Source organism: Vibrio parahaemolyticus (assembly GCF_900460535.1).
In the GTDB taxonomy this organism is placed as follows: Bacteria; Pseudomonadota; Gammaproteobacteria; order Enterobacterales; family Vibrionaceae; genus Vibrio; species Vibrio parahaemolyticus.
Genome location: NZ_UHIL01000002.1, coordinates 970849 through 991752, shown reverse-complemented (window position 1 = coordinate 991752; position 20904 = coordinate 970849). Strand labels below are relative to the sequence as shown.

General features: G+C 47.3%; 19 protein-coding genes. 9 read left to right on the top strand and 10 right to left on the bottom strand.

Annotation, left to right across the window (positions count from 1 at the left end; translation table 11 throughout):
• Positions 1 to 1401 (bottom strand): FAD-dependent oxidoreductase, encoded by a 1401-nt coding sequence (locus DYB02_RS21485; RefSeq protein WP_029806050.1) that lies wholly within the window; start codon positions 1399 to 1401, stop codon positions 1 to 3.
• 357 nt (positions 1402 to 1758) lie between these two features.
• Here DYB02_RS21485 and DYB02_RS21475 point away from each other — a divergent pair, with 357 nt between their 5' ends.
• Together DYB02_RS21475 and DYB02_RS21470 are read left to right on the top strand one after the other, a co-directional pair.
• Positions 1759 to 2667, top strand: coding sequence for a VirK/YbjX family protein (locus DYB02_RS21475; RefSeq protein WP_029804983.1), 909 nt, complete (start codon positions 1759 to 1761; stop codon positions 2665 to 2667).
• Positions 2668 to 2718: 51 nt separating this feature from the next.
• On the top strand, positions 2719 to 3270 hold the full coding sequence (locus tag DYB02_RS21470; protein WP_029804985.1) for an outer membrane beta-barrel protein: 552 nt from the start codon (positions 2719 to 2721) through the stop codon (positions 3268 to 3270).
• Positions 3271 to 3336: 66 nt separating this feature from the next.
• Here the strand turns inward: DYB02_RS21470 and DYB02_RS21465 are convergent, their stop codons facing one another.
• The 6 genes from DYB02_RS21465 to DYB02_RS21440 all read right to left on the bottom strand — a co-directional run bounded on the left by DYB02_RS21465 (position 3337) and on the right by DYB02_RS21440 (position 9513).
• The gene (locus DYB02_RS21465; protein WP_025558804.1) at positions 3337 to 4245 is read right to left on the bottom strand and encodes an EamA family transporter; all 909 of its coding nucleotides are present in this window, start codon (positions 4243 to 4245) and stop codon (positions 3337 to 3339) included.
• Between the two features lie 65 nt (positions 4246 to 4310).
• Complete coding sequence (gene phnR, locus DYB02_RS21460; RefSeq protein WP_005463955.1) at positions 4311 to 5015, bottom strand: phosphonate utilization transcriptional regulator PhnR; 705 nt, start codon at positions 5013 to 5015, stop codon at positions 4311 to 4313.
• A gap of 9 nt (positions 5016 to 5024) precedes the next feature.
• Complete coding sequence (locus tag DYB02_RS21455) at positions 5025 to 6749, bottom strand: putative 2-aminoethylphosphonate ABC transporter permease subunit (protein ID WP_025557413.1); 1725 nt, start codon at positions 6747 to 6749, stop codon at positions 5025 to 5027.
• A gap of 8 nt (positions 6750 to 6757) precedes the next feature.
• Positions 6758 to 7876, bottom strand: coding sequence for a putative 2-aminoethylphosphonate ABC transporter ATP-binding protein (locus DYB02_RS21450; protein WP_024703157.1), 1119 nt, complete (start codon positions 7874 to 7876; stop codon positions 6758 to 6760).
• Positions 7877 to 7979: 103 nt separating this feature from the next.
• The gene (locus DYB02_RS21445; RefSeq protein ID WP_029804988.1) at positions 7980 to 8390 is read right to left on the bottom strand and encodes a GNAT family N-acetyltransferase; all 411 of its coding nucleotides are present in this window, start codon (positions 8388 to 8390) and stop codon (positions 7980 to 7982) included.
• Positions 8391 to 8502: 112 nt separating this feature from the next.
• Positions 8503 to 9513 (bottom strand): putative 2-aminoethylphosphonate ABC transporter substrate-binding protein, encoded by a 1011-nt coding sequence (locus DYB02_RS21440; protein ID WP_029804990.1) that lies wholly within the window; start codon positions 9511 to 9513, stop codon positions 8503 to 8505.
• 268 nt (positions 9514 to 9781) lie between these two features.
• On the opposite strand from DYB02_RS21440, the gene phnW reads away from it, so the two are divergent.
• The 3 genes from phnW (at position 9782) to phnX (ending at position 13187) form a co-directional block, all read left to right on the top strand.
• Positions 9782 to 10885, top strand: a complete 1104-nt coding sequence (gene phnW / locus DYB02_RS21435) for a 2-aminoethylphosphonate--pyruvate transaminase (protein ID WP_029804992.1) — start codon at positions 9782 to 9784, stop codon at positions 10883 to 10885.
• Positions 10886 to 10911: 26 nt separating this feature from the next.
• Positions 10912 to 12291 carry an aspartate aminotransferase family protein gene (locus tag DYB02_RS21430; RefSeq protein WP_029804994.1) on the top strand — a complete coding sequence of 460 codons (1380 nt, stop codon included), beginning with the start codon at positions 10912 to 10914 and terminating at the stop codon, positions 12289 to 12291.
• A gap of 80 nt (positions 12292 to 12371) precedes the next feature.
• Positions 12372 to 13187, top strand: coding sequence for a phosphonoacetaldehyde hydrolase (phnX, locus tag DYB02_RS21425; protein WP_029804996.1), 816 nt, complete (start codon positions 12372 to 12374; stop codon positions 13185 to 13187).
• 76 nt (positions 13188 to 13263) lie between these two features.
• Here the strand turns inward: phnX and DYB02_RS21420 are convergent, their stop codons facing one another.
• On the bottom strand, positions 13264 to 14292 hold the full coding sequence (locus DYB02_RS21420) for a LacI family DNA-binding transcriptional regulator (RefSeq protein WP_005463961.1): 1029 nt from the start codon (positions 14290 to 14292) through the stop codon (positions 13264 to 13266).
• A gap of 249 nt (positions 14293 to 14541) precedes the next feature.
• Between DYB02_RS21420 and DYB02_RS21415 the strand changes: the two genes are divergently transcribed.
• The 3 genes from DYB02_RS21415 (at position 14542) to ulaA (ending at position 16606) form a co-directional block, all read left to right on the top strand.
• Positions 14542 to 14985 carry a PTS sugar transporter subunit IIA gene (locus tag DYB02_RS21415; RefSeq protein WP_005463973.1) on the top strand — a complete coding sequence of 148 codons (444 nt, stop codon included), beginning with the start codon at positions 14542 to 14544 and terminating at the stop codon, positions 14983 to 14985.
• Between the two features lie 67 nt (positions 14986 to 15052).
• The gene (locus DYB02_RS21410; RefSeq protein ID WP_005463968.1) at positions 15053 to 15340 is read left to right on the top strand and encodes a PTS sugar transporter subunit IIB; all 288 of its coding nucleotides are present in this window, start codon (positions 15053 to 15055) and stop codon (positions 15338 to 15340) included.
• 9 nt (positions 15341 to 15349) lie between these two features.
• A complete protein-coding gene (gene ulaA, locus DYB02_RS21405) occupies positions 15350 to 16606 on the top strand; it encodes a PTS ascorbate transporter subunit IIC (RefSeq protein WP_025442483.1) in 1257 nt (418 codons plus the stop codon).
• A 124-nt stretch (positions 16607 to 16730) separates the two neighbouring features.
• On the opposite strand, the gene DYB02_RS21400 is transcribed toward ulaA, so the two are convergent.
• Together DYB02_RS21400 and DYB02_RS21395 are read right to left on the bottom strand one after the other, a co-directional pair.
• Positions 16731 to 17078: a hypothetical protein gene (locus tag DYB02_RS21400; protein ID WP_005464009.1), complete on the bottom strand. Its 348-nt coding sequence runs from the start codon at positions 17076 to 17078 to the stop codon at positions 16731 to 16733.
• A gap of 9 nt (positions 17079 to 17087) precedes the next feature.
• On the bottom strand, positions 17088 to 19121 hold the full coding sequence (locus tag DYB02_RS21395) for a S8 family serine peptidase (RefSeq protein ID WP_029806560.1): 2034 nt from the start codon (positions 19119 to 19121) through the stop codon (positions 17088 to 17090).
• A gap of 469 nt (positions 19122 to 19590) precedes the next feature.
• On the opposite strand from DYB02_RS21395, the gene DYB02_RS21390 reads away from it, so the two are divergent.
• Positions 19591 to 20847 (top strand): type 2 secretion system lipase, encoded by a 1257-nt coding sequence (locus tag DYB02_RS21390; protein WP_017448010.1) that lies wholly within the window; start codon positions 19591 to 19593, stop codon positions 20845 to 20847.
• The last annotated feature ends 57 nt before the right edge of the window (positions 20848 to 20904 follow it).

The window sequence follows — 20904 nt, the reverse complement described above, 5'->3', positions numbered from 1 at the left end:
TTAGTCGAGCTTATCCGCTTTGCCTGCTGGCCCTGCAAGTTTTGCCAGCCACTTATCCCAGATAAATGGCTTTTGACCACAATCTTCTGCCTCTTCTTTTCGGCGTACCGCATTACGCACCGCCATTGCGCCAATCCAGCGAAACGGCTCTGGAGGGAAATGCCCCAATGGTCCTTTGGCTAAGCCACTTCGAGTCCATTCGTTATCCAACCCTAACACCATAGAAGAGAGGATTTTTCCGCCCATGCGAGTCTGCGCAACACCATTACCTGAATAACCAAAACCATAAAAGACATTACGTTGCTCGTTCAACTTCCCAAAAAATGGAAAGCCGGAGGTTGAGCGATCGGATCCTCCTGTCCATGAGTATTCAAACTCCGCCTCTTTCAAACTCGGGAACAGTTTATCGAATGACTTCCTTAGAAGATTTTGATAACGAGTTGGTTTATTGAACATCACGTCCACTTGGTTGTTGAAAGAGAACTGATTGCCTCCCTTGCCTAACATGAGGCGACCATCTGGCGTATCGCGGTAGTAATGAACAAAAATACGCGAATCTAACACGCTCGTTCCCGCTTGCCAGCCCGTTTTCCGTAACGACTCACCAAGCGGTTTGGTGATGACCATGTCGGAAGAAACCACCACGATACTGTTTTTGAACTGCGTAAAGTGCTCCACCATCCATGCGTTTAATGCCAGCACGACCTGCTTTGCTTTTATTTGTGCATCAGGAGTGTACACGGTAGCTGGTTGGCCAAAATCCAATTTGGTCATTGGTGTGTTTTCGAAGATTTCGATCCCCATTTCTGATGCAACTCGGCGCAAACCTCTAGCCAACAAGGCGGGCTGGACGCTAGCAGCAACCGAAGAATGGAAACCTTCAAGATGACGGGGCGAGCCTGTATTCGCGTGCAGCTCATCTTCTTTGCAGCGACGCCAACTATTGACGCCTAAACGTGAAAGCTCATCGACGACAGGTTGCATGCTGCCCGCTTGCGCGTGATTTGTTGCCGTGTAATACACGCCTTTAAGCGACAACTGAGCATCAATATGGTGCTGTTTACAAAACGCGTCAATTTCAAGCACGGCTTGTTCGGACTCTTCAACTAACCAAGCAGCCTGAGCTTCACCAAACAAACGTTTTAAGGTCGGAAACTTTGTCGACCAAGTCAGCATGCAACCACCATTCGCTCCAGACGCGCCACTGCCGCACAGGCTTTTTTCTATCACAACAACATGCTTTTTCGGAGCTTGCTGTTTGATCATAATGGCGGTCCAAAGTCCGGTGTAACCACCACCAACAATCGCGACATCAGCGTCGATATCTTCATTCAGTGGCTTAGCTGGTTGAGGCTGTTCAAGTTCAAGCGCTTGCTTAAACCAGTAAGATGGGTGTGCCATTGTTTTTCCTTCGTGTCGTTCATGAACTTGTTTTCGAGAAGCTCACTGTACAAACGATGCGCAGTTTCAACGAGCAAGAAAAACTATCGCTGCGCGTAAGAAAAAATGACGCCACGCGGCAAAGTGTCCTGACACTTCCTTACTCACTCATACAATACCTGCCGTGGTTTTTCTCTTAGAATCCCGAACAAACGAACACTGTTCAAAATTAATTTTGAGTACGTTGGAATCAGCAAGAACACACCTCCTATTTATGCCTTGTGCATCTCTCCATTTTCGTGTTCCTCGCTGTTATTTCTCGTGCTGTTAAAACAGAACCCCAGTTAAGACAAGCTCTTAAGTGAGTCGGGAGTGAAAATGACTGCAAATAAATCCATTTTTGATCATACTAAAGTGATCTATGCTGATGAGTACGCCAACACCTATAACCCTCTTTGGGTATATAGAATGAAGTTCATCATGCGTGCGCTTTACTACAAACGAGCATTCAAACACCTTGCGAATAACATTGAATCGTCTTTGTTAGACATGCTTTGTACGCGTACACACCGATTCCTAGAAAAACCGTTTCGCCCGTACATCATTAAGAATAACTCTGCTTTTGATCGCTCCAACTTGGTGGTTGATCACTACAAAACGATTTCAGAACTGCTTTCTAAAGAGACCATTGCCGAGATTTACACTGATTCAAAAGGCTTAACGCTGACCTCATTTGAAATCGATGACATCGAGTACTCGGTTCGATTGGTTTACGAAGCACGTTACCAAAAAGAAGGCGACATGAGTCTTGTGCTGCACAACGCTGAAGACGGCAACTTCTACACACTTTCGTTTACCGTTGGTCATGTAGACACTGGGCGCTGCATTATGATTGGTGGCCTACAAGGCCCTCGAAGCAGTGAAGAAAACAACGCAAAAATCAAAAAACTGACTCGAAAACTGTACGGTCAGCGACCAAAAAGCTTGATGGTGAGTTTGCTAACACTCATCGCTCAAGTCTGGGAAGTAAACACCATACTCGCCGTAAAAACGCAATCTCACACATATGCAGCACGACGTTACAGTAAAGGACGCATCAAAACTGACTACGACGCACTATGGCAAGAGTTGGGAGGCATTGAATACAACCGCCATTTCTACGCATTAAAAGTGAATGATACGCGCCGCGATACTGAGGGAATGTCTCGCTCTAAACGCTCGATGTACCGCCGTCGTTATGAGTGGCTAGACAACACCAAAGCTGAGTTTGCGACGCGTCTGCGTTAATCCAGCGTATCACGCGACATCTTGTTTATTCGTTTACTATTCGGAGTCCTTATGTCTTACAAATACGCCGTAGCATGCTTGTTGTCTGCACTTTCTGTCACCGCTCATGCCGAGCCAACCAAACACATTGTGGGGGCGAATTTAGGCTATGGTAACGTCAGTTATGACGTCAATAATGGCCATGATGACGGCGACATGTTCTTAGGGGATGTGTATTACCGTTACATGTTCGACCAAAACTTCGGCCTTGAAGCGGGTTACAAAGGCGCGTTTAACGGCATTGGTTCTGTACTCATTAGCCCAATATCAGAAATCACCGACGTGAGTTATGGCGGTCCGCGAATCAGCGGTTACGTAAGCTACCCTTTGGGTGCTGGTTTTGAGCTTTACGGTAAAGGCGGTATCACTTACTACACGTTAAGTTACACGCTTAAAAACAATGGTCAGAATAAAGAATATGACGAGTCTAGCCTTGGCGGAGAAGCCGCAGCAGGTGTCGCTTGGGGCTATAAACACTTTGGTTTGAACTTAGAATACAATTACGCCAAAAACAGCGATTTTGATTCTGGTGGCGTGATGTTTGGCGCACAAATGCGTTTCTAACTCATCCCTCTTTTCTAAGGCACCTGCAGTCAGTTTGAACTTCCGGTGCCTTTTAGTTGATGCGCTTCAAGCACCTTCTAAAGACAACACAATGCCTGCCAGGATGAAAGCCACACCGATACCTCGGGTGAGATACCATTTTTCCGCAAGCAACCAAATGCCCATCAATAAACCAAATACGATACTGATCTGGCGCAGCGCGACAACTAAGCTCACGTTGTCTGTCATCGTCATCGCAAACAGAACCAATCCATAAGTCGATGCCATCATAATGCCAGCCATACTTGCACTTTTTCGGATTCGCCAAGCCGCTTGCAACTCTTGATCATTTCCGGTGATCAGACACCAAAGTAAAACGGGTAAGCCCATCGCCCAAAACTGCGCACCAAGATAGAAGATCGCGCTGTATTGATCGTTGAAAATAGTTGATGCTTGCTGAGTCAGTAACGTTAATGCCTCTTTGTCCACCACAGAGTAACCTGTCGTGCCAATTGCCGCGATCAACGCCCAAAACACGCCTACATTTAGATACGCCACCAAAGAAACTTGGCGAACATGAGTCAACGGAACCAAAATGCAGCCAAAGGTGATCAACACAAAACCAAGCCACTGTTGAGATGAAAGCGCATGGCCGAGTGCAACACTGAACCCTCCCACCATCATGACCGGCAAAGCGCGTGCAATTGGGTAAATCACACCAACATCGGCATGTTTATACGCCATGATCAAACCGACGAGATACACAATTTGCGCTATTCCACTAAAAGCCAGCATTCCCCAAAACTCAACTGGCAACGAAGTCCAACCGAGCGTGGTTAAATACCAAATCAGATATGGGGTAAGCACTCCACAAGCAGACAGGCTTGCAGCCATCGTGAATGCCACGCCTGATCCGGAATGGTTTTTACCCAAGATATTCCAACCAGCATGCAAAACCGCAGAAAATACAACGAGTGCGATTGCCAAGAAATCCATTTGTTTTCCCGTTTAGACAAAGCAAAGGCTCCGAGATGGAGCCTTTGAATATGAAAATGCGAACGTTAGTGATTGAGCTCTGCCACCGACTCAATACTGATGGCATCGTGACGCCAGTATTCAATATCGCAGTCAATCAACTCGCCATGTTGGTTATAGTTAGTACGTTCAACAACCATTGCCGGAGTGCCCGATGTTGCTCGCAACGCTTGCGCGACTTCACCAAGCAAGGTACTGGTAGAAATACGGTAACGCGTCTTCTGATACACCACACCAAAGTGCTCGCGATAAATGTCGGTCAGCGAGTTGGTCAAATCAAAGCTCAATAAATTGGGGAAGATCTCTGGACGAATATAGTTGGTCACATACACCACAGGTCTGTCTTCCAAATATCGAACGCGGTCGACACGAAAAACATCAGAGAACGGCTGCAGTTGTAACAAGCGCGCAGATTGCTTGTTAGCTAAAGTACCCTTTGCCGCAATCAGCTCCGTTTTTGGCACGCGATTTTGCGCTTTCGCCATGTTCGGAAAATTAAGTGTTTGAGTAGGATCGTAACGTAGTGGCTCAGGTGAAATAAACCAGCCTCTGCGATCTTCACGATAAATTCGCCCTTCGGCTTCCAATAACGACAACGCTTCGCGCAACGTAACTCGGGTTGTGTCGAACGACTCCGCCAACTTGCGCTCCGCAGGCAATTTCTGACGCGGTGATAGCATGCCCGCTTCAATCTGTTCAACAATCGAATCTTTAATTTTTACGTACTGCACGAGGTGTCCTTATCTTTTACGCCAAGCCTGAGTGCGACTTTCTAACCACTTCCCCAACGTCATCTGAACGATCTTCGCAATCGCGGCTGCAATCATGATCATCACGGCCATCGCAGCAGCTGCGCCCGTTTGGCCTGCATCGTCCATGTTTAGAATCGATACCGAAGCAGGAATCGTATCGGTTGAGTACAGGAATACTACCGCAGAAGTGGTGGTCAATGCATTAACAAACAAGTAGGTTGCGATGTCCAAAACAGCAGGCATACAAACCGGTAAGGTCACTTTGAAGAACAACTTATACTGAGGCAGCTTGACCGATGCTGCCGTCGCTTCTATCTCTGAAGGCAGTTGCTTGAGAGCGGTTAACGCAGTCATGTGGCCGACTGTGTAATAGTGCACTACGGTGTTAATCACCAGAAACGCCATCGTACCGTAAAGCACATTCAATGGGTTGTTCACATCATTGAAGTAAAAGATGTATCCCAAACCCAAAACCATGCCCGGCACCGCCATTGGCACCACGCTCAGCATTTGCATCGCCTGACGAACTGGCCCAAACGCACGACCTTTTTCAATACAGTAGGCACCGACAAAAATCACAGCGGTACCAATCAGCGCAGTCCAACCAGCTAAAGTGAGAGAGTTAAAGAACGGGCTCCAGCCATAGGTACTCATCTCTGCGAAGTTGTAGTTGTTTAGCGTCAGCGCTTTATTCCACGGCCAAAATGTCACTAGAGAGCCGTACACCGCCATGCCTAACACTGCCAGTACTGCGACAGAAATCAGTGAACAGTATACAAAGCAAAGGCCATCACGCGTTTTGTTGGGTTCTGGTTGATAAGGTACAGAGCGAGTATCAAACAAGCTCTTTTGTTTTTTCTGCACCCAACGATCTGCACCAAACGCCATTACCGCAGGAAATAACAGCATGATGCTGGTTACTGCACCCATGGCAAAGTTTTGCTGGCCCACCACTTGTTTGAAGATGTCGGTCGCCAGAACGTTGTAGCTTCCGCCAATGACTTTCGGCACACCAAAATCGGTGATCACCAACGTGAATACGACAATTAGAGTGCTGATCAAACCGTATTTCGCCGCAGGTAACGTCACCATAAAAAAGGTCTTCATCGGTGAGGTTTTTAGAGCACGAGCGGCCTCATACAAACGGGCATCGGAAGTACGCAGCGAAGTGGTCAAAATCATCAGAGCATGAGGAAAGGTCCAAAAGATCAACCCCATTGAAATACCAATCACACCATACACTGAGTGACCACCAAGTAGCTCTTTCGCAACCCCTTGATTGCCAAAGAGGAAGATCAAGCTGATCGCAGGCAAAAGTGAGGGAGCAAGGATTGGCGCGGTACCTAAGATGTGAAATAGACCTTTAAATGGCATGCATGAACGCGTGAGTGCGTAAGCGTAACCAAAGGCCAGAATACCGACCACCGTCGTTACAACGAGTCCCAAACTAAACGTATTACCAACGGAAACCCACAAGCTTGAAGAAGAAAAATAAGTCGCAAAGTTGGCTAGCCCAACAAACTCGCCATCGCTGTTTTGTACGCTTTTGGCCAGCATCGCCCACAATGGCATCAAGATGAACAAGATCATCATCGTGGAAAGACCCGCCAACAAACCAAACAGCACGAGATTGTCGCGGCTAATGCGTCCCATCATTGATTTCGCTTTGTCTTGAGTCGTCAGGCTATTCATCGTCATTGTCTTCGCATCCATGTTTGCACCTATGCCGCCAACGCTTTTGTAAACGCATTCCCCTGAGAAGGGATTACATAACCGTGCAAGCCACTTTCCAAGAACTGGATGTAACGCACATCACCAATGCGAATATTGAGGTTTTGCACCGTCTCGACTGGCACATCAACAACGATTGGTTTCGCTTGGCTGTCGTTTTGTAGCTCACAATCCACGCGGAAAAATGCGCCCAAAAACTCGGTAGCGGTAATGCGTACAGGCAGCGAGTTGCGGTAGTTTTCGACAAACTTGATGTTTTCGGGACGTACCGCTAAATCAAAGCGATCGCCACGTTGAATCTTACGATTGGTTAAACTTGGTGCTGGCAGTAGAGTCTCCGCAATACGCACCTGAGATTCGGTCACGACAGATGTCTCGATAAAATTCATGCTGCCGACAAACTCGGCCACAAAGCGCGTTGCCGGTTGTTGGTAGATTTCTTGAGGCGTGCCGACTTGCTCAATTACGCCATGGTTCATCACCACAATTCGATCTGCCATCGAAAGCGCCTCATCCTGATCGTGCGTAACCATAATGGTAGTGATGCCCAGCTTGCGTTGCAGCTTACAAATTTCATCACGTAAGTGAACACGTACTTTTGCGTCCAACGCAGATAAAGGTTCATCAAGAAGAAGCAGTCCCGGAGATAAAGCAAGCGCTCGCGCTAACGCCACACGTTGTTGCTGACCGCCCGACAACTGGTTAGGAAACTTCTGCCCTGAGGTTGGTAAGCCTATCGTTTCGAGCCACTGCTCTACTTTCTCCAGCGCCTCTTTGGTTGACATACCTTGGTTTTTCAAACCCACCGCAATGTTCTCTTGTACGGTGAGGTTTGGAAACAGCGCGTAAGACTGAAACACAATGCCGAAATCACGCTTTTCTGGTGGTAGAAATGTGGTCTCTTGACCGTTTTGAAAAATCGCGCCAGAAGTAGGTAGATCTAAACCTGCAATTGCACGTAACAACGTAGTTTTACCGCAGCCAGAAGGGCCTAAAAAACAAACGAACTCGCCCTTTTCAATCGCTAGCGAGATTTTCTTTAATGCCGTGAACTGTCCGAATTGCTTCACTACATTTTCGATATTTAGGTAATGTTGGTTAGTTGACATAACACACGCTCCAAATGGTATATACCAACTTTAGTTTTGGAGTGTTACGTTCCAATGACAAATTTATAGCCAGAAGATGACAAATAGATGAACGCCCTCGACATTAAACGCTTAAATCTAAACTCATTTTGAAATACGGAATGTCTGATTTATAAAAGCGCTCACCCTCTTTCTGTAATCCAAACTTCTGATAAATTCTCAACGCCGACTCACGCGCATCGCACCAGAATACCGCTGCGTTCAACGCCTTAGCATCTTCAATCATCGTCTCCAACATTCGAGAGCCGATCCCTTTACCTTGTTGACTTGAAGATACCGCAAACTTCCTTAGTCTTGCTGCGCCATTGTTGAAGAAGACTGACGCCACACCCACCAGCTCTCCGTTCACATAACTCCCGTAATGATAGCCAGTTTCATCTTCATCAACCTTGCAAAACTCAATGCTTTTGCTTGGCCATAAAACCTGCTGTCGAAGCGGCAATGTCTGCTCCGCATTAATACGTTGGATTTCCATGCACTTCCTCTTTTCTACCTGAGTATCCGGCCACTAATGTGCCTCTACTTTTCGCAAGATGCAAAAAAGGAGAGCAACCGCTCTCCTTTGACAATCGGATTTGTCGTAACCCTTATGATTTTGGCTCTGATTTCGCGTCAAATTTCTCAGACCATGTCGCTAAGATTTCTGCACGTTTGCTACCCATTTGCGCAAAATCCATCTTCGCCATGTTCTCTTGAACGTTCGGGAAGTTAGATACGGTCGCTTTCACTTCTTTATGTGCAACCACTGGGTACATTTCTACGTAAAGCTCATTTGCTGCTTTAGATATTGACCAGTCGACAACGCGCTTCGCTGCATCCGACTCTTTCACTAGGCCAACCGCTTCTGATTCCCAGCCGATGCCTTTTGGTGTGATAACCGCTAGTGGTGCACCTTGTGTTTTCAGCTTCGCGCCGCGGCTCGCCATCGAAATACCGATGGCCACTTCGCCCATACCCGCTTGAACGCATGGCTTAGAACCAGAGTGCGTGTAGTGTGCAATGTTTTTGTCTAAGTCACGCATGTAGTTCCATGCCTGATCTTCGCCCATGTTTTGTAGCCAAGCAGACACCTGCATGTAGCCAGTGCCTGAAGACGCTGGGTTCGGCATTGCAATGTGACCTTTGTAAACCGGCTTTGTTAGGTCTTCCCAAGACGTTGGTTTCGGTAAGCTAAGTTGTTTCGCTACCGCTTCGTTGAAACAAACTGCGTTAAAGAATGCATCGTTACCGAACCAAGCTTGGTTTGATTGAGGGTCGTTTAGGTTCGCGTGAAGATCGGCCAAACCTTTTGGTGTATATGGTTTTAAAAGGCCTTCTTCTTTTAGCAATGCCATTGACGAGCCAGCAAGACCCCAAACTACTTCAGCTTGAGGGTTGTTCTTTTCTGCCAGCAATTTCGCCGTCATGATACCAGTTGAATCGCGAACCCACTTAATCTTGATATCTGGGTTATCTTTCTCAAACGCAGACTTGTATTTAGCAAGAATGTCAGTTTCGAAAGCGGTGTAAACCGTCACTTCCTGTGCAGCCATTGCATTGGTAGCAAGCAGAGAGACAAGCGCAGCCAGCGATCCTTTCATCAAACGGTTTTTCATCATTTTCTCCAGTTAATTTGGCTAAGTTTTCATTTTGGTCTGTACCAGTTGACGCTAATTACCCTACTTCGCCAATGTGACGAATTCATGACCATAAAATGGCAGTTTTGAGAAAATTATCGATAAATAGGCGACCAACTGATCGGTGAAATTTTGGATATGAAAGTTTTATGAAATTCACTGAATGGCTATTTACGACCCTTTTTCATCCTTGCTAGAGTGAATCCAACTTCTGGTGTAGACCAATTAAATTATTCTGATGGAAATCGAGATGAAAAACGAATACCTACTACTGACTCCAGGTCCTCTATCTACTTCTGAAACAGTACGTGAAGCCATGCTAAAAGACTGGTGTACTTGGGATGATGAATACAACAAAGACATTGTCGAAGTGATCCGCACTAAGCTTGTAAAACTGGCAACAAAGCATAGCGGCTACACCAGCGTACTAATGCAAGGTAGCGGCACCGCATCAGTGGAAGCAACGATTGGCAGTGCCATTGGCAAAGATGGAAAGTTGTTGGTTGTCGACAACGGTGCTTACGGTGCGCGTATCGCTCAGATCGCTGAATACCTAAATATTCCATGCCATGTAGTTTCCCCAGGCGAAACATCACAGCCACACTTGAACGAGGTGGAAACTGCATTGGCATCGGATCCTGCTATCACACACGTGGCAATTGTTCACTGTGAGACAACCACTGGCATGCTTAACCCAATTGAGGCATTTGCTTCTGCGGCAAAAGCACACGGTAAAGTGGTGATTCTCGATGCCATGTCGAGCTTTGGTGGTATTCCTATCGATATCGCAGAACTAGGCATCGATTTTATGATCAGCTCTGCAAACAAATGTATTCAAGGCGTGCCGGGCTTTGGCTTTGTGATTGCGAAACAAACGGAACTCGAAAAGTGCCAAGGTCAGGCACGTTCTTTGAGCCTTGACCTTTACGACCAGTGGCACTGCATGGAAGTGAACCACGGCAAATGGCGTTTCACGTCTCCTACGCACACGGTTCGCGCTTTCTACCAAGCATTACTAGAGCTGGAACAAGAAGGCGGCATTGAGGCTCGTCATAACCGTTACCAAACTAACCAGAAAACACTGGTTGCAGGTATGCGTTCTTTGGGGTTTGAGCCACTACTGAGTGATGACCTTCACTCGCCAATCATCACTTCTTTCTACTCTCCGACTCACAGTGATTACCAGTTCAAAACGTTCTACACACGTTTGAAAGAGCAAGGTTTTGTAATTTATCCGGGTAAGGTATCAAACGCAGACTGCTTCCGTATTGGCAACATTGGTGAAGTTTACCCAGCAGATATCGAGCGCTTAATCGGTGCGATTGAAAAAGCAATGTACTGGCAAGTTGCGTAAAGCTGTTTTCTGATTGAGAGAGCACTATGACTCAGAATATCAAACCGACCCATTTTCGTAGTGAAGGCGATGTCAACACGACACCGGCGCGCCAAGCTTGGAATGTGTCGATGGACGACGAACGCACGCAAGCATTATTGAAGCGCGATTCCGAGGTCTTTCTTCATCAAGCTATGTCGACGCCTTGCTTAGATACCTTGGAAGCAGCGGAAGGCATCTACATCCAAGATGCTACCGGCAAAAAGTACATGGACTTCCATGGCAACAACGTCCATCAGCTGGGCTACGGTCATCCGCATGTGATTAAACGTGTGCAAGAGCAAATTGCCAAACTGCCGTTTTCACCACGTCGTTTTACCAACGAGACCGCGATTGAATGTGCCGAAAAACTCACGCAAATCTGTGGTGGAGAATTAAACCGCGTTTTGTTTGCTCCGGGTGGCACATCTGCGGTTGGCATGGCACTTAAACTAGCGCGCCACATCACGGGCAACTGCAAGGTAGTGTCTCTTTGGGATTCCTTCCACGGCGCATCGCTGGATGCCATCTCAGTGGGTGGTGAAGCGTGTTTCCGCCAAGGCATGGGACCATTAATGGCAGGTGTTGAGCGCATTCCACCAGCGGTGTCTTACCGTGGCGCTTTCCCAGTCGCGGACGGCAGCGATGTGCATTACGCCGATTACCTTGAATACGTGATTGAGAAAGAAGGTGGCGTGGGCGCGTTTATCGCAGAAGCAGTTCGCAACACGGATGTTCAAGTGCCAAGTAAAGCCTACTGGAAACGCATCCGTGAAATCTGTGACAAACACAATGTCATGCTGATCATCGACGACATTCCTAACGGCATGGGTCGCAGCGGTGAATGGTTCACCTACCAAGCCTACGACATCGAGCCAGATATACTCTGCATCGGTAAAGGTTTGGGCGGAGGCTTAGTGCCTATCGCAGCCATGGTAACCAAAGATAAATACAACACTGCCGAGCAAATCTCCATGGGTCATTACACTCATGAGAAAAGCCCTATCGGTTGTGCTGCAGCACTGGCAACCATGGAAGCCATTGAGCAAGACGGCTTGCTAGATAAAGTCAAAGCCGACAGCCAGTTCATGCGTGAAAAACTGCTAGAGATGAAAGCCAAGTACCCAGTGATTGGTGATGTACGTGGCATCGGCATGTTGTGGGGCATTGAACTGGTCACCGACCACGAAAGCAAAGCACGCGCGTATGACGAAGCGGAAGCTGTGTTGTACCAATGCCTCAACAACGGAGTGAGCTTCAAGGTGTCACAAGGCAATGTGATTCAACTCAGCCCACCGCTGATCATCACTCGCGAGCAACTGACAGAAGCGTTGGCGATCTTCGAAGAAGCGATCGCCAAAGTGTGTAAAGACTTTAATTACTTCTAACCTCGACAAGAAACAATTTATCCAGAGCGCGCTTCCAGCGTGAAGGCAAGCGCCCTGGCAAGCAAGAAAAAGGATTGAACATGAGCAACTCACCAATTCAAGCAGTGATCTTTGACTGGGCTGGCACTATCGTCGATTTCGGCTCTTTTGCACCAACCAGTATCTTTGTGGAAGCGTTCAAACAAGGCTTTGATTTTGAAATCGGTCTTGAAGAAGCGCGTGAACCAATGGGGCTTGGTAAGTGGGACCACATCCAAGCTGTGGGTCGCATCCCTGCAGTTGATAAACGTTGGAATGAGAAGTTTGGGCGCTCAATGACCAACGAAGACATCGACGCAATTTACGCGGCATTTATGCCTCTGCAAAAAGCAAAAGTGGCTGACCACGCAGAACCAATCCTCAACGCAGTTGAAGTGGTAAACGGTCTGAAAGACAAAGGCATCAAGATCGGTTCTTGTTCTGGTTACCCTCGCGAAGTGATGGACGTACTGATTCCAGTTGCAGCGGACTACGGCTACCAACCAGATTACGTAGTAGCAACGGACGATCTGCCACAAGGCGGTCGCCCTGCGCCGTTCATGGCACTGAAAAACGTGATTGAGCTTGATGTAACCGACGTTAAAGCATGCGTCAAAGTGGACGACTCAGCACCAGGCATCTTTGAAGGTCACAATGCGGGCATGTGGACGGTGGGTCTGCTACTTTCTGGTAACGAAGCGGGTCTGACACTTGAAGAATACCAAGCCGCAGACGAAGCAACCTTAGAGAAAGCTCGTGAAAAAGCACGCGCGAAGTTTATCAAGAGTGCACCTCACTACTTAATCGACACCATCTCCGATCTGCCAGAGGTGATCGTAGATATCGAACAACGCCTAGCCGCGGGCGAACGTCCGTAGTTTTCGCTCGCGAATTCAGAATGTAAAAAGCCTCTCCATATTGAGAGGCTTTTTGTATTTATGGAAAGCGGAAGTCTCAGTTAATCGCGGTACTTGCTCGACGCTTTAGCTTAAAGCCCATACTGGTTGGCCTTTCTTCTGGCTCACCTTTGATGGCATGCAACAGTTTTTCTGCCGCCTTGGTGCCCATGCGCTCGTAATCAAATTCTGCCGATGTCAAACTTGGGTAAGCGTGCTCCCCCATAGAAGAGCCTTCAAGGCAAATAATGGCAATGTCGGTCGGGACTTTGAGCACGCGGCGATGGCACTCAAAGAGCGCACCAATTGCTATCTCCTCATGGCTACACACCAAAGCATTCAAGCTTGAATCGCGCAGCAATAACTTCGCCAATCCTTCCGCACCCAATTGTGAAGATGGAGCTTCATGAGTCGTCAGAAAATGATCTGGGGTGAGATAGTTTTCAATCATCGCACTTTGCCAACCGTGTAACTGGCGTTGCAACGTCGAGTGATTCCCGCGCGCCCCAATAAAACCAACGTTCTTAAAACCTTGTTCAATCAGGTGTCTGGTACAGGCCTTACCCACTTCGAAGTGATCCACGCCAATGTTGAGATAACTAGCCTTTGAGCTCAGTTCGGCAATCTCTAACACTGGCGTATTTGACGCCTCTAGCAGTTGATGCGTTCGCTGACTATGCTCACTTCCAAACAGTACAACGCCCGCAGGACGGCTCTCTAAAAAAGTCGAAAGCAACTTTTCTTCTTGCTCAATCGAGTAGTCGCTGTAACCCAGCAATAGTTGATAACCCGCTTTGTTTAACGCCTGTTGGAAGCTTGGTAAGAAATGCGCGCATGCTTTTTCAAACAGTGACGGAATGATTAGAGCGATGGAATAACTTTCTGCAGATGCGAGTGCCCCTGCGGCTTTGTTCGGGATATAGCCGAGCTCATCAACCACTTGTTGAATTTTTTCTCTCAGCTTATCGGATACCAGCTCTGGCGTTCGTAATGCTCGCGACACCGTCATCGTGCCTACGCCTGCTTGTTTGGCGACATCAGCCAAAGTGACATTGCCGGTACTTCTTCGTTTGCGAGGTTCGCTCATTGTTTTTATTTAATGTTCTCTAATTTCAGCTGCGACATCTTATCACAGCGCTTTAATGGTTTTGATATTAGCGCATTAGAACTCGAACACCAGCATATGAAACTTCGATGCCTGATAAAAATGATAGCGCTATCACAATTAATGGTAGCGCTATCAGATAGCGCTACCATTTGTGATCACTCTCAGGTTTTTCTGGCAAATTGATCGATAAAGTACGCAGCAACAAAACAACAAATCGGAAACATTCCAATGCTACGTGAACTGATTACCTCTGATGTCATTCGCATCCATTCTGACGCAACCGACTGGAAAGATGCGATCAGCAAATCTTGTGAAGCTTTGATTGAAAATGGCGCGATAGAACCAAGTTACGTTGAAGCAATTTACCGCTCGCACGAAGAGCTTGGTCCTTACTACGTGGTAGGTCCGGGCATGGCGATGCCACACGCTCGCCCTGAAGATGGCGTTAACCGTTTGTCACTGGCGATCACGGTGATCCAAAACGGCGTCAATTTTAACTCTGAAGAAAATGACCCAGTAAAAATGCTGGTCACGCTAGCGGCAACGGACAGTAATAGCCACGTTGATGCGATTTCGAAACTGGCGGAATTGTTTATGAATGAAGAGCACGTAGAGGCCATCTGCAACGCTCAAAGCAAAGAAGATGTTCTTGCGATCATCGACAAATACTAAGTTTTACTCCTGACATACCCCATTCACAAATGGGTATACCCCCTATAAAAAAGAAAAGGTCTGAATTATGAAAATTATGGTTGTTTGCGGTCACGGTCTTGGTACTAGCCTAATGATGGAAATGAGCATCAAAAGCATCGTAAAAGAATTGAACGTCGATGCCGCTGTGGATCACATCGATCTTGGCTCAGCAAAAGGCACAAGTTGCGACATTTTCATCGGCACAAAAGACATTGCAGAACAGTTGGAAGCACTTGGCGTTGAGCAACGTATCGTAGCGCTTGATAACATGGTCGACAAAGTCGCAATGAAAGAGCGTTTATCTGTGGCACTTCAAGAGCTTGGCGCTCTATAAGGTGGCGTTATGGAATTCTTCAGTTTCTTAATGAACGATGTCCTATCAGAGCCAGCGGTTCTGGTCGGTCTCATCGCTCTAATCGGCTTAATTGCCCAGAAAAAACCAGTCACCGAGTGCATTAAAGGCACGGTAAAAACCATTCTTGGTTTCATCGTACTTGGCGCAGGTGCAGGCTTAGTTGTGAGCTCGCTAGGCGACTTCGCGACCATTTTCCAACACGCATTTGGCATTACAGGCGTGGTACCAAACAACGAAGCTATCGTCTCTATCGCGCAAGAAGCGTTTGGTAAAGAGATGGCGATGATCATGTTCTTCGGTATGTTGGTGAACATTCTGATCGCTCGTTTCACGCCGTGGAAATTCATCTTCCTAACAGGTCACCACACGCTATTTATGTCGATGATGGTGGCGGCGATTCTGGCATCTAGCGGCATGAAAGGTGTTCCACTGATCGCTCTTGGCTCTGTGGTTGTGGGTTCTGTAATGGTGTTCTTCCCTGCAATTGCGCACAAATACATGAAGCAAGTAACAGGCTCAGACGACGTTGCGATTGGTCACTTCTCAACGCTTTCTTACGTCCTAGCTGGTTTCATTGGCAGCAAGTTTGGTAACAAAGAACATTCTACTGAAGAGATGAATGTCCCTAAAAGCTTGCTGTTCCTACGTGATACACCAGTGGCTATCTCGTTCACAATGGGCATCATCTTTGTGGTGACGTGTTTATTCGCTGGCGGTGACTTTGTCCGTGAAGTCAGTGGCGGTAAACATTGGTCTATGTTTGCGCTAATGCAATCCATCACATTTGCAGGTGGTGTGTACGTTATCCTGCAAGGTGTACGTATGGTTATCGCAGAAATCGTTCCTGCATTTAAAGGCATCTCAGACAAACTGGTTCCAAACGCAAAACCTGCACTGGATTGTCCGGTTGTGTTCCCATACGCGCCAAACGCGGTATTGGTGGGCTTCCTATCGAGCTTTGCAGCCGGTCTAGTGGGCATGTTCCTGCTGTACGTGATGGGTCTTACTGTGATTATCCCAGGTGTCGTTCCACACTTCTTTGTGGGTGCTGCGGCAGGTGTATTTGGTAACGCGACAGGTGGTCGTCGCGGCGCAATTCTAGGCGCGTTTGCACAAGGTCTACTGATTACTTTCCTACCTGTATTCCTAATGCCAGTACTGGGTGATCTTGGCTTTGCAAACACAACATTCAGTGATGCTGACTTCGGCGCGGTAGGTATCCTACTTGGTTTGATTGTTCGCTAAGTTTTCTCTCTGATGAATACGGAATTAGGCTCGTCGGCATTCATCTCTGAGAGGCTTTAGCCATAGAAAAGCACTCAAAAAAAACGCCCCTCACGTGAGGGGCGTTTTTCTTATTGAGGCTATCTTATTGGGACAGCAACTTTCTCGTTGGTTCTTGCTCGGTGTACTCAACCGCATCGCTGGTGGAAAGCTTGTCGACATCTTCTTGAGAGCCGGTTACTACCAACACTTGCTGTTTCACCAAAGCATCGACCACTTCAAGGTTGTTGTGACGAAGAAGCGCTCTCACTTCGCTTTCTTTCCCTTTGTGATATTTCACAAAATAGCGAGCCGGTTGTTGCTCTGCACTTGTTGGACGCTCATCCACAAGAGGAAAGCCTTGGTTGTTGGCAAGGCTGGTGGCGCTCATGCCAATCGCCAATAGCGCGGTCAAACTCCCCGCCGTTACGGAAAGTAAGGTCAGCTTCTTCATAGTCACTCCTTATTGAAATGTCAGAGACCAACTGTTGATTGTACCTGTGTCTCTTCTGGCACTGTCGACGGCTTTTAGTTCCCAAGAACCTTGTGATTCAAAACCAGAGAAATCAACTTGGAAAGTGGTTTTAATATCGTTAGCGCTGCCGCCAGTATTGTCGTGAAGCACGACTTGTCCACCTGTCGGTGAAGTCAGAGTCACTCGTAGGTCACCGATGTAAGTATGGCTAATATCTACGTCAATGCTTACAGTACCTGAGTCGCCAGTGCGATCGACATTCAGTGCGCTGATGGCACCAGAGGTTTTGTTGTCAGGAATCGCAACAGGGTTAGTGTTTGAGTAGCTAGAATCTACAGAGCTACCGCCACCGTCAGGACCATTACAGCCCGCATCCAAGAACAGCTTCGCCGCTTCCGCATTCACTAGGCCGTGACCTGTGCGGTTATCTCGACCTGCAACATCAATGTCTGTCGCGGTTTTGATCAACGCGTTACGTACTTGCGCTGCGGTACACGTTGGGTGGTAACTCCACACCAAGCCAGCTACGCCCGTTACGTGCGGAGTCGCCATCGAAGTGCCGTTGTAGTACTCGTAGTCTTCACCTGATGTAGTTGCAACCGTGATCTCTTGGCCTACGTAACCCAATAGCTCTTGACCAAATGCACGATCAACTGTCACCGACACCATGCGATAAGCGTTGTTTTGGTCAACTAAGAAAGGGTTTTGTAACCCAGCTAATGCCGCGTTGCTGTATACAATCGCCGCGCTTGCGCCCGCGTTGTAACATGCTCGGACTGCATCCACCTCTGGGTATGTACCTGAAGATTGATTGCCAATACGCTCAGTAAGACAGATTTTGCCTGACATGTCGCCACAGTTGAAGTTGCCACCAGACACATCACAGCTTGCCAATGTCGCGGTGACTGAACCTGCAACTGGTGCTGGTACAAACTCCGTGCCGTTGTGGACCAAACGGTTATGAGGCACGATGCCACGGTCAAACTGGCTAACACCGTTTAGCGTAATGTCAGACAACTTACCTTCGCCTACTGTTACGGTGGACAGGATCGCCACACCCGGCGCCGCGATTTCAACTTGATCCGTCGCTTGCGAGAACGCCGCGTGATCATTTTGATTATCGACCGCTGCAACTGACATGACAGAATCGTAAGACGCTGGGTAGCTGTGCGCAGTATTGCCGTCGTTACCCGCCGCAGCGATTAACAGTACGCCTTGATCGTAGATCGCTTTCAGTGCATTTTGCTCCGTGCGGCTCGATTGGCTACCACCGAGGCTCATGTTCACCACGTTTGCGCCATTATCAGCACACGTTTGTATCGCTTTCACAAGACCAGAAGAGTAACCCCAGCCCGCTTCGTTAAACACTTTCACGATGTGAAGGTTCACGTTTTGGTTTGGCATCACGCCCTTCACGCCTTCAGTATTCGCGATCGCAGCGATAGTGCCCGCTACGTGAGTACCATGCGCGTTGTTGTTGCCAGGATCACTCCATGATCCTGTGCCGCTGTCATTGGTACCAGCAACACGGTTACCGCTCAGATCGTTGTGCGACAAATCGTAGCCAGAGTCGATGATACAAACCGTGCGGTTACCTGCATTGAAGTCATCCAACTGTTGAGCATTCACTGCGTTGTAACCCCAAGGTACCGTTTCACTTAGCAGGTAACGCGGAGGATCGACTTCCACGTATTCCACATCACCACGGTTACGCAGTGGTTCAAGATCATCCCCATCCAGCTCAACACTGTAAATGGCACGGTTACCTAGTTTTTCCACTTTACGTGCTTTCACCTGTTGCAAAACAGATTCTTGCGCGATACGTGGTCCCCAAAACGAGTTGCCCCCCATCGAAGATCGGCTTACCGGATCTTCTTTGAATTTGACGATGTATTTCGTCGGCAACTTGGATTCGTCGAATCCCATCGGTGGAGCCGCGAATGCTGACATGGAAGCAGTCAGCGCGACGGCGACAGCAGACAATGTAAATAAGCCTTGTTTTTTACTTGTTGTGTAGTGCATTTGCCCTATTCCTTAGTTGAGCTAATTTTTATTCACTATATCCTCATGAAAAATCATCATTGCGATGTATACATGAGTCACTCAGCTATAGTTCATCGTCCAAAAATGCCAAACAATTTGTTTCATGAATATACAAATTTGTACAAAATATCATTCAATCAACATTTTTAGTTAACATCAAAAAGCATCAACAAAACCTTATAAAGCAATCACTTATTTAACAAAAAATGCATGTTAAATTAATGTTAGTGAGTAATTATTCTAAATATGAGCCATTTAATCGATTGCTATGCTGAATGATTTTTTTGACCGTGATGCCAAAATCAAAATAATGAATATTTAGTTGTTGACTGTCTGGAGTATTTACTCAGAATTAGAGGGTTTAGTGAGAAAAATTCTCATCTAAACAATGTTATAGCCAAGTATTTTTTCAATGTGCTTGGGTCAATAACCATTACAAGAAGAGTGAATGATGAAAAAAACAATCACACTATTAACTGCATTACTCCCGCTTGCTTCTGCAGTTGCCGAAGAGCCAACCTTATCACCAGAAATGGTTTCAGCGTCTGAAGTGATCAGCACGCAAGAAAACCAAACCTATACCTATGTTCGCTGTTGGTATCGCACCAGCTACTCGAAAGATGATCCGGCGACCGATTGGGAATGGGCAAAAAACGAAGATGGTAGCTACTTCACCATTGACGGCTACTGGTGGAGCTCCGTTTCATTTAAAAACATGTTCTACACCAACACGTCGCAAAACGTTATCCGTCAGCGTTGTGAAGCAACATTAGATTTGGCGAACGAGAACGCAGACATTACGTTCTTCGCCGCTGACAATCGCTTCTCATACAACCACACGATCTGGAGCAACGACGCAGCAATGCAGCCAGATCAAATCAACAAAGTGGTTGCACTCGGTGACAGCTTGTCTGATACAGGCAACATATTTAACGCATCACAATGGCGCTTCCCTAACCCGAACAGCTGGTTCTTAGGTCACTTCTCCAACGGTTTTGTGTGGACAGAATACATTGCCAAAGCGAAGAACCTTCCGCTCTACAACTGGGCAGTTGGCGGCGCGGCTGGTGAGAACCAATACATCGCGCTAACAGGGGTTGGTGATCAAGTTTCTTCGTACTTAACCTACGCAAAACTGGCGAAGAACTACAAACCAGCAAACACCTTGTTTACGCTTGAGTTTGGTTTGAATGACTTCATGAACTACAACCGTGGCGTTCCAGAAGTGAAAGCGGATTATGCAGAAGCACTGATTCGTTTGACGGACGCAGGTGCGAAGAACTTCATGTTGATGACACTGCCAGATGCGACGAAAGCGCCTCAGTTTAAGTACTCAACACAAGAAGAGATCGACAAAATTCGTGCGAAAGTGCTTGAGATGAACGAGTTCATCAAGGCACAAGCGATGTACTACAAAGCGCAAGGTTACAACATCACGTTGTTTGATACTCACGCCTTGTTCGAGACGCTAACTTCTGCGCCAGAAGAGCACGGTTTCGTGAACGCGAGTGATCCTTGTTTGGACATCAACCGCTCATCGTCTGTCGATTACATGTACACCCACGCATTGCGCTCTGAGTGTGCAGCATCTGGTGCTGAGAAGTTTGTGTTCTGGGATGTCACGCATCCAACAACAGCAACTCACCGCTATGTTGCAGAGAAAATGCTAGAAAGTAGCAACAACTTAGCAGAGTACCGTTTCTAACCAGACACGGCTTCTGAGTTGATACCTTATCTTCGTACACACGTTGATAAGCAAAAT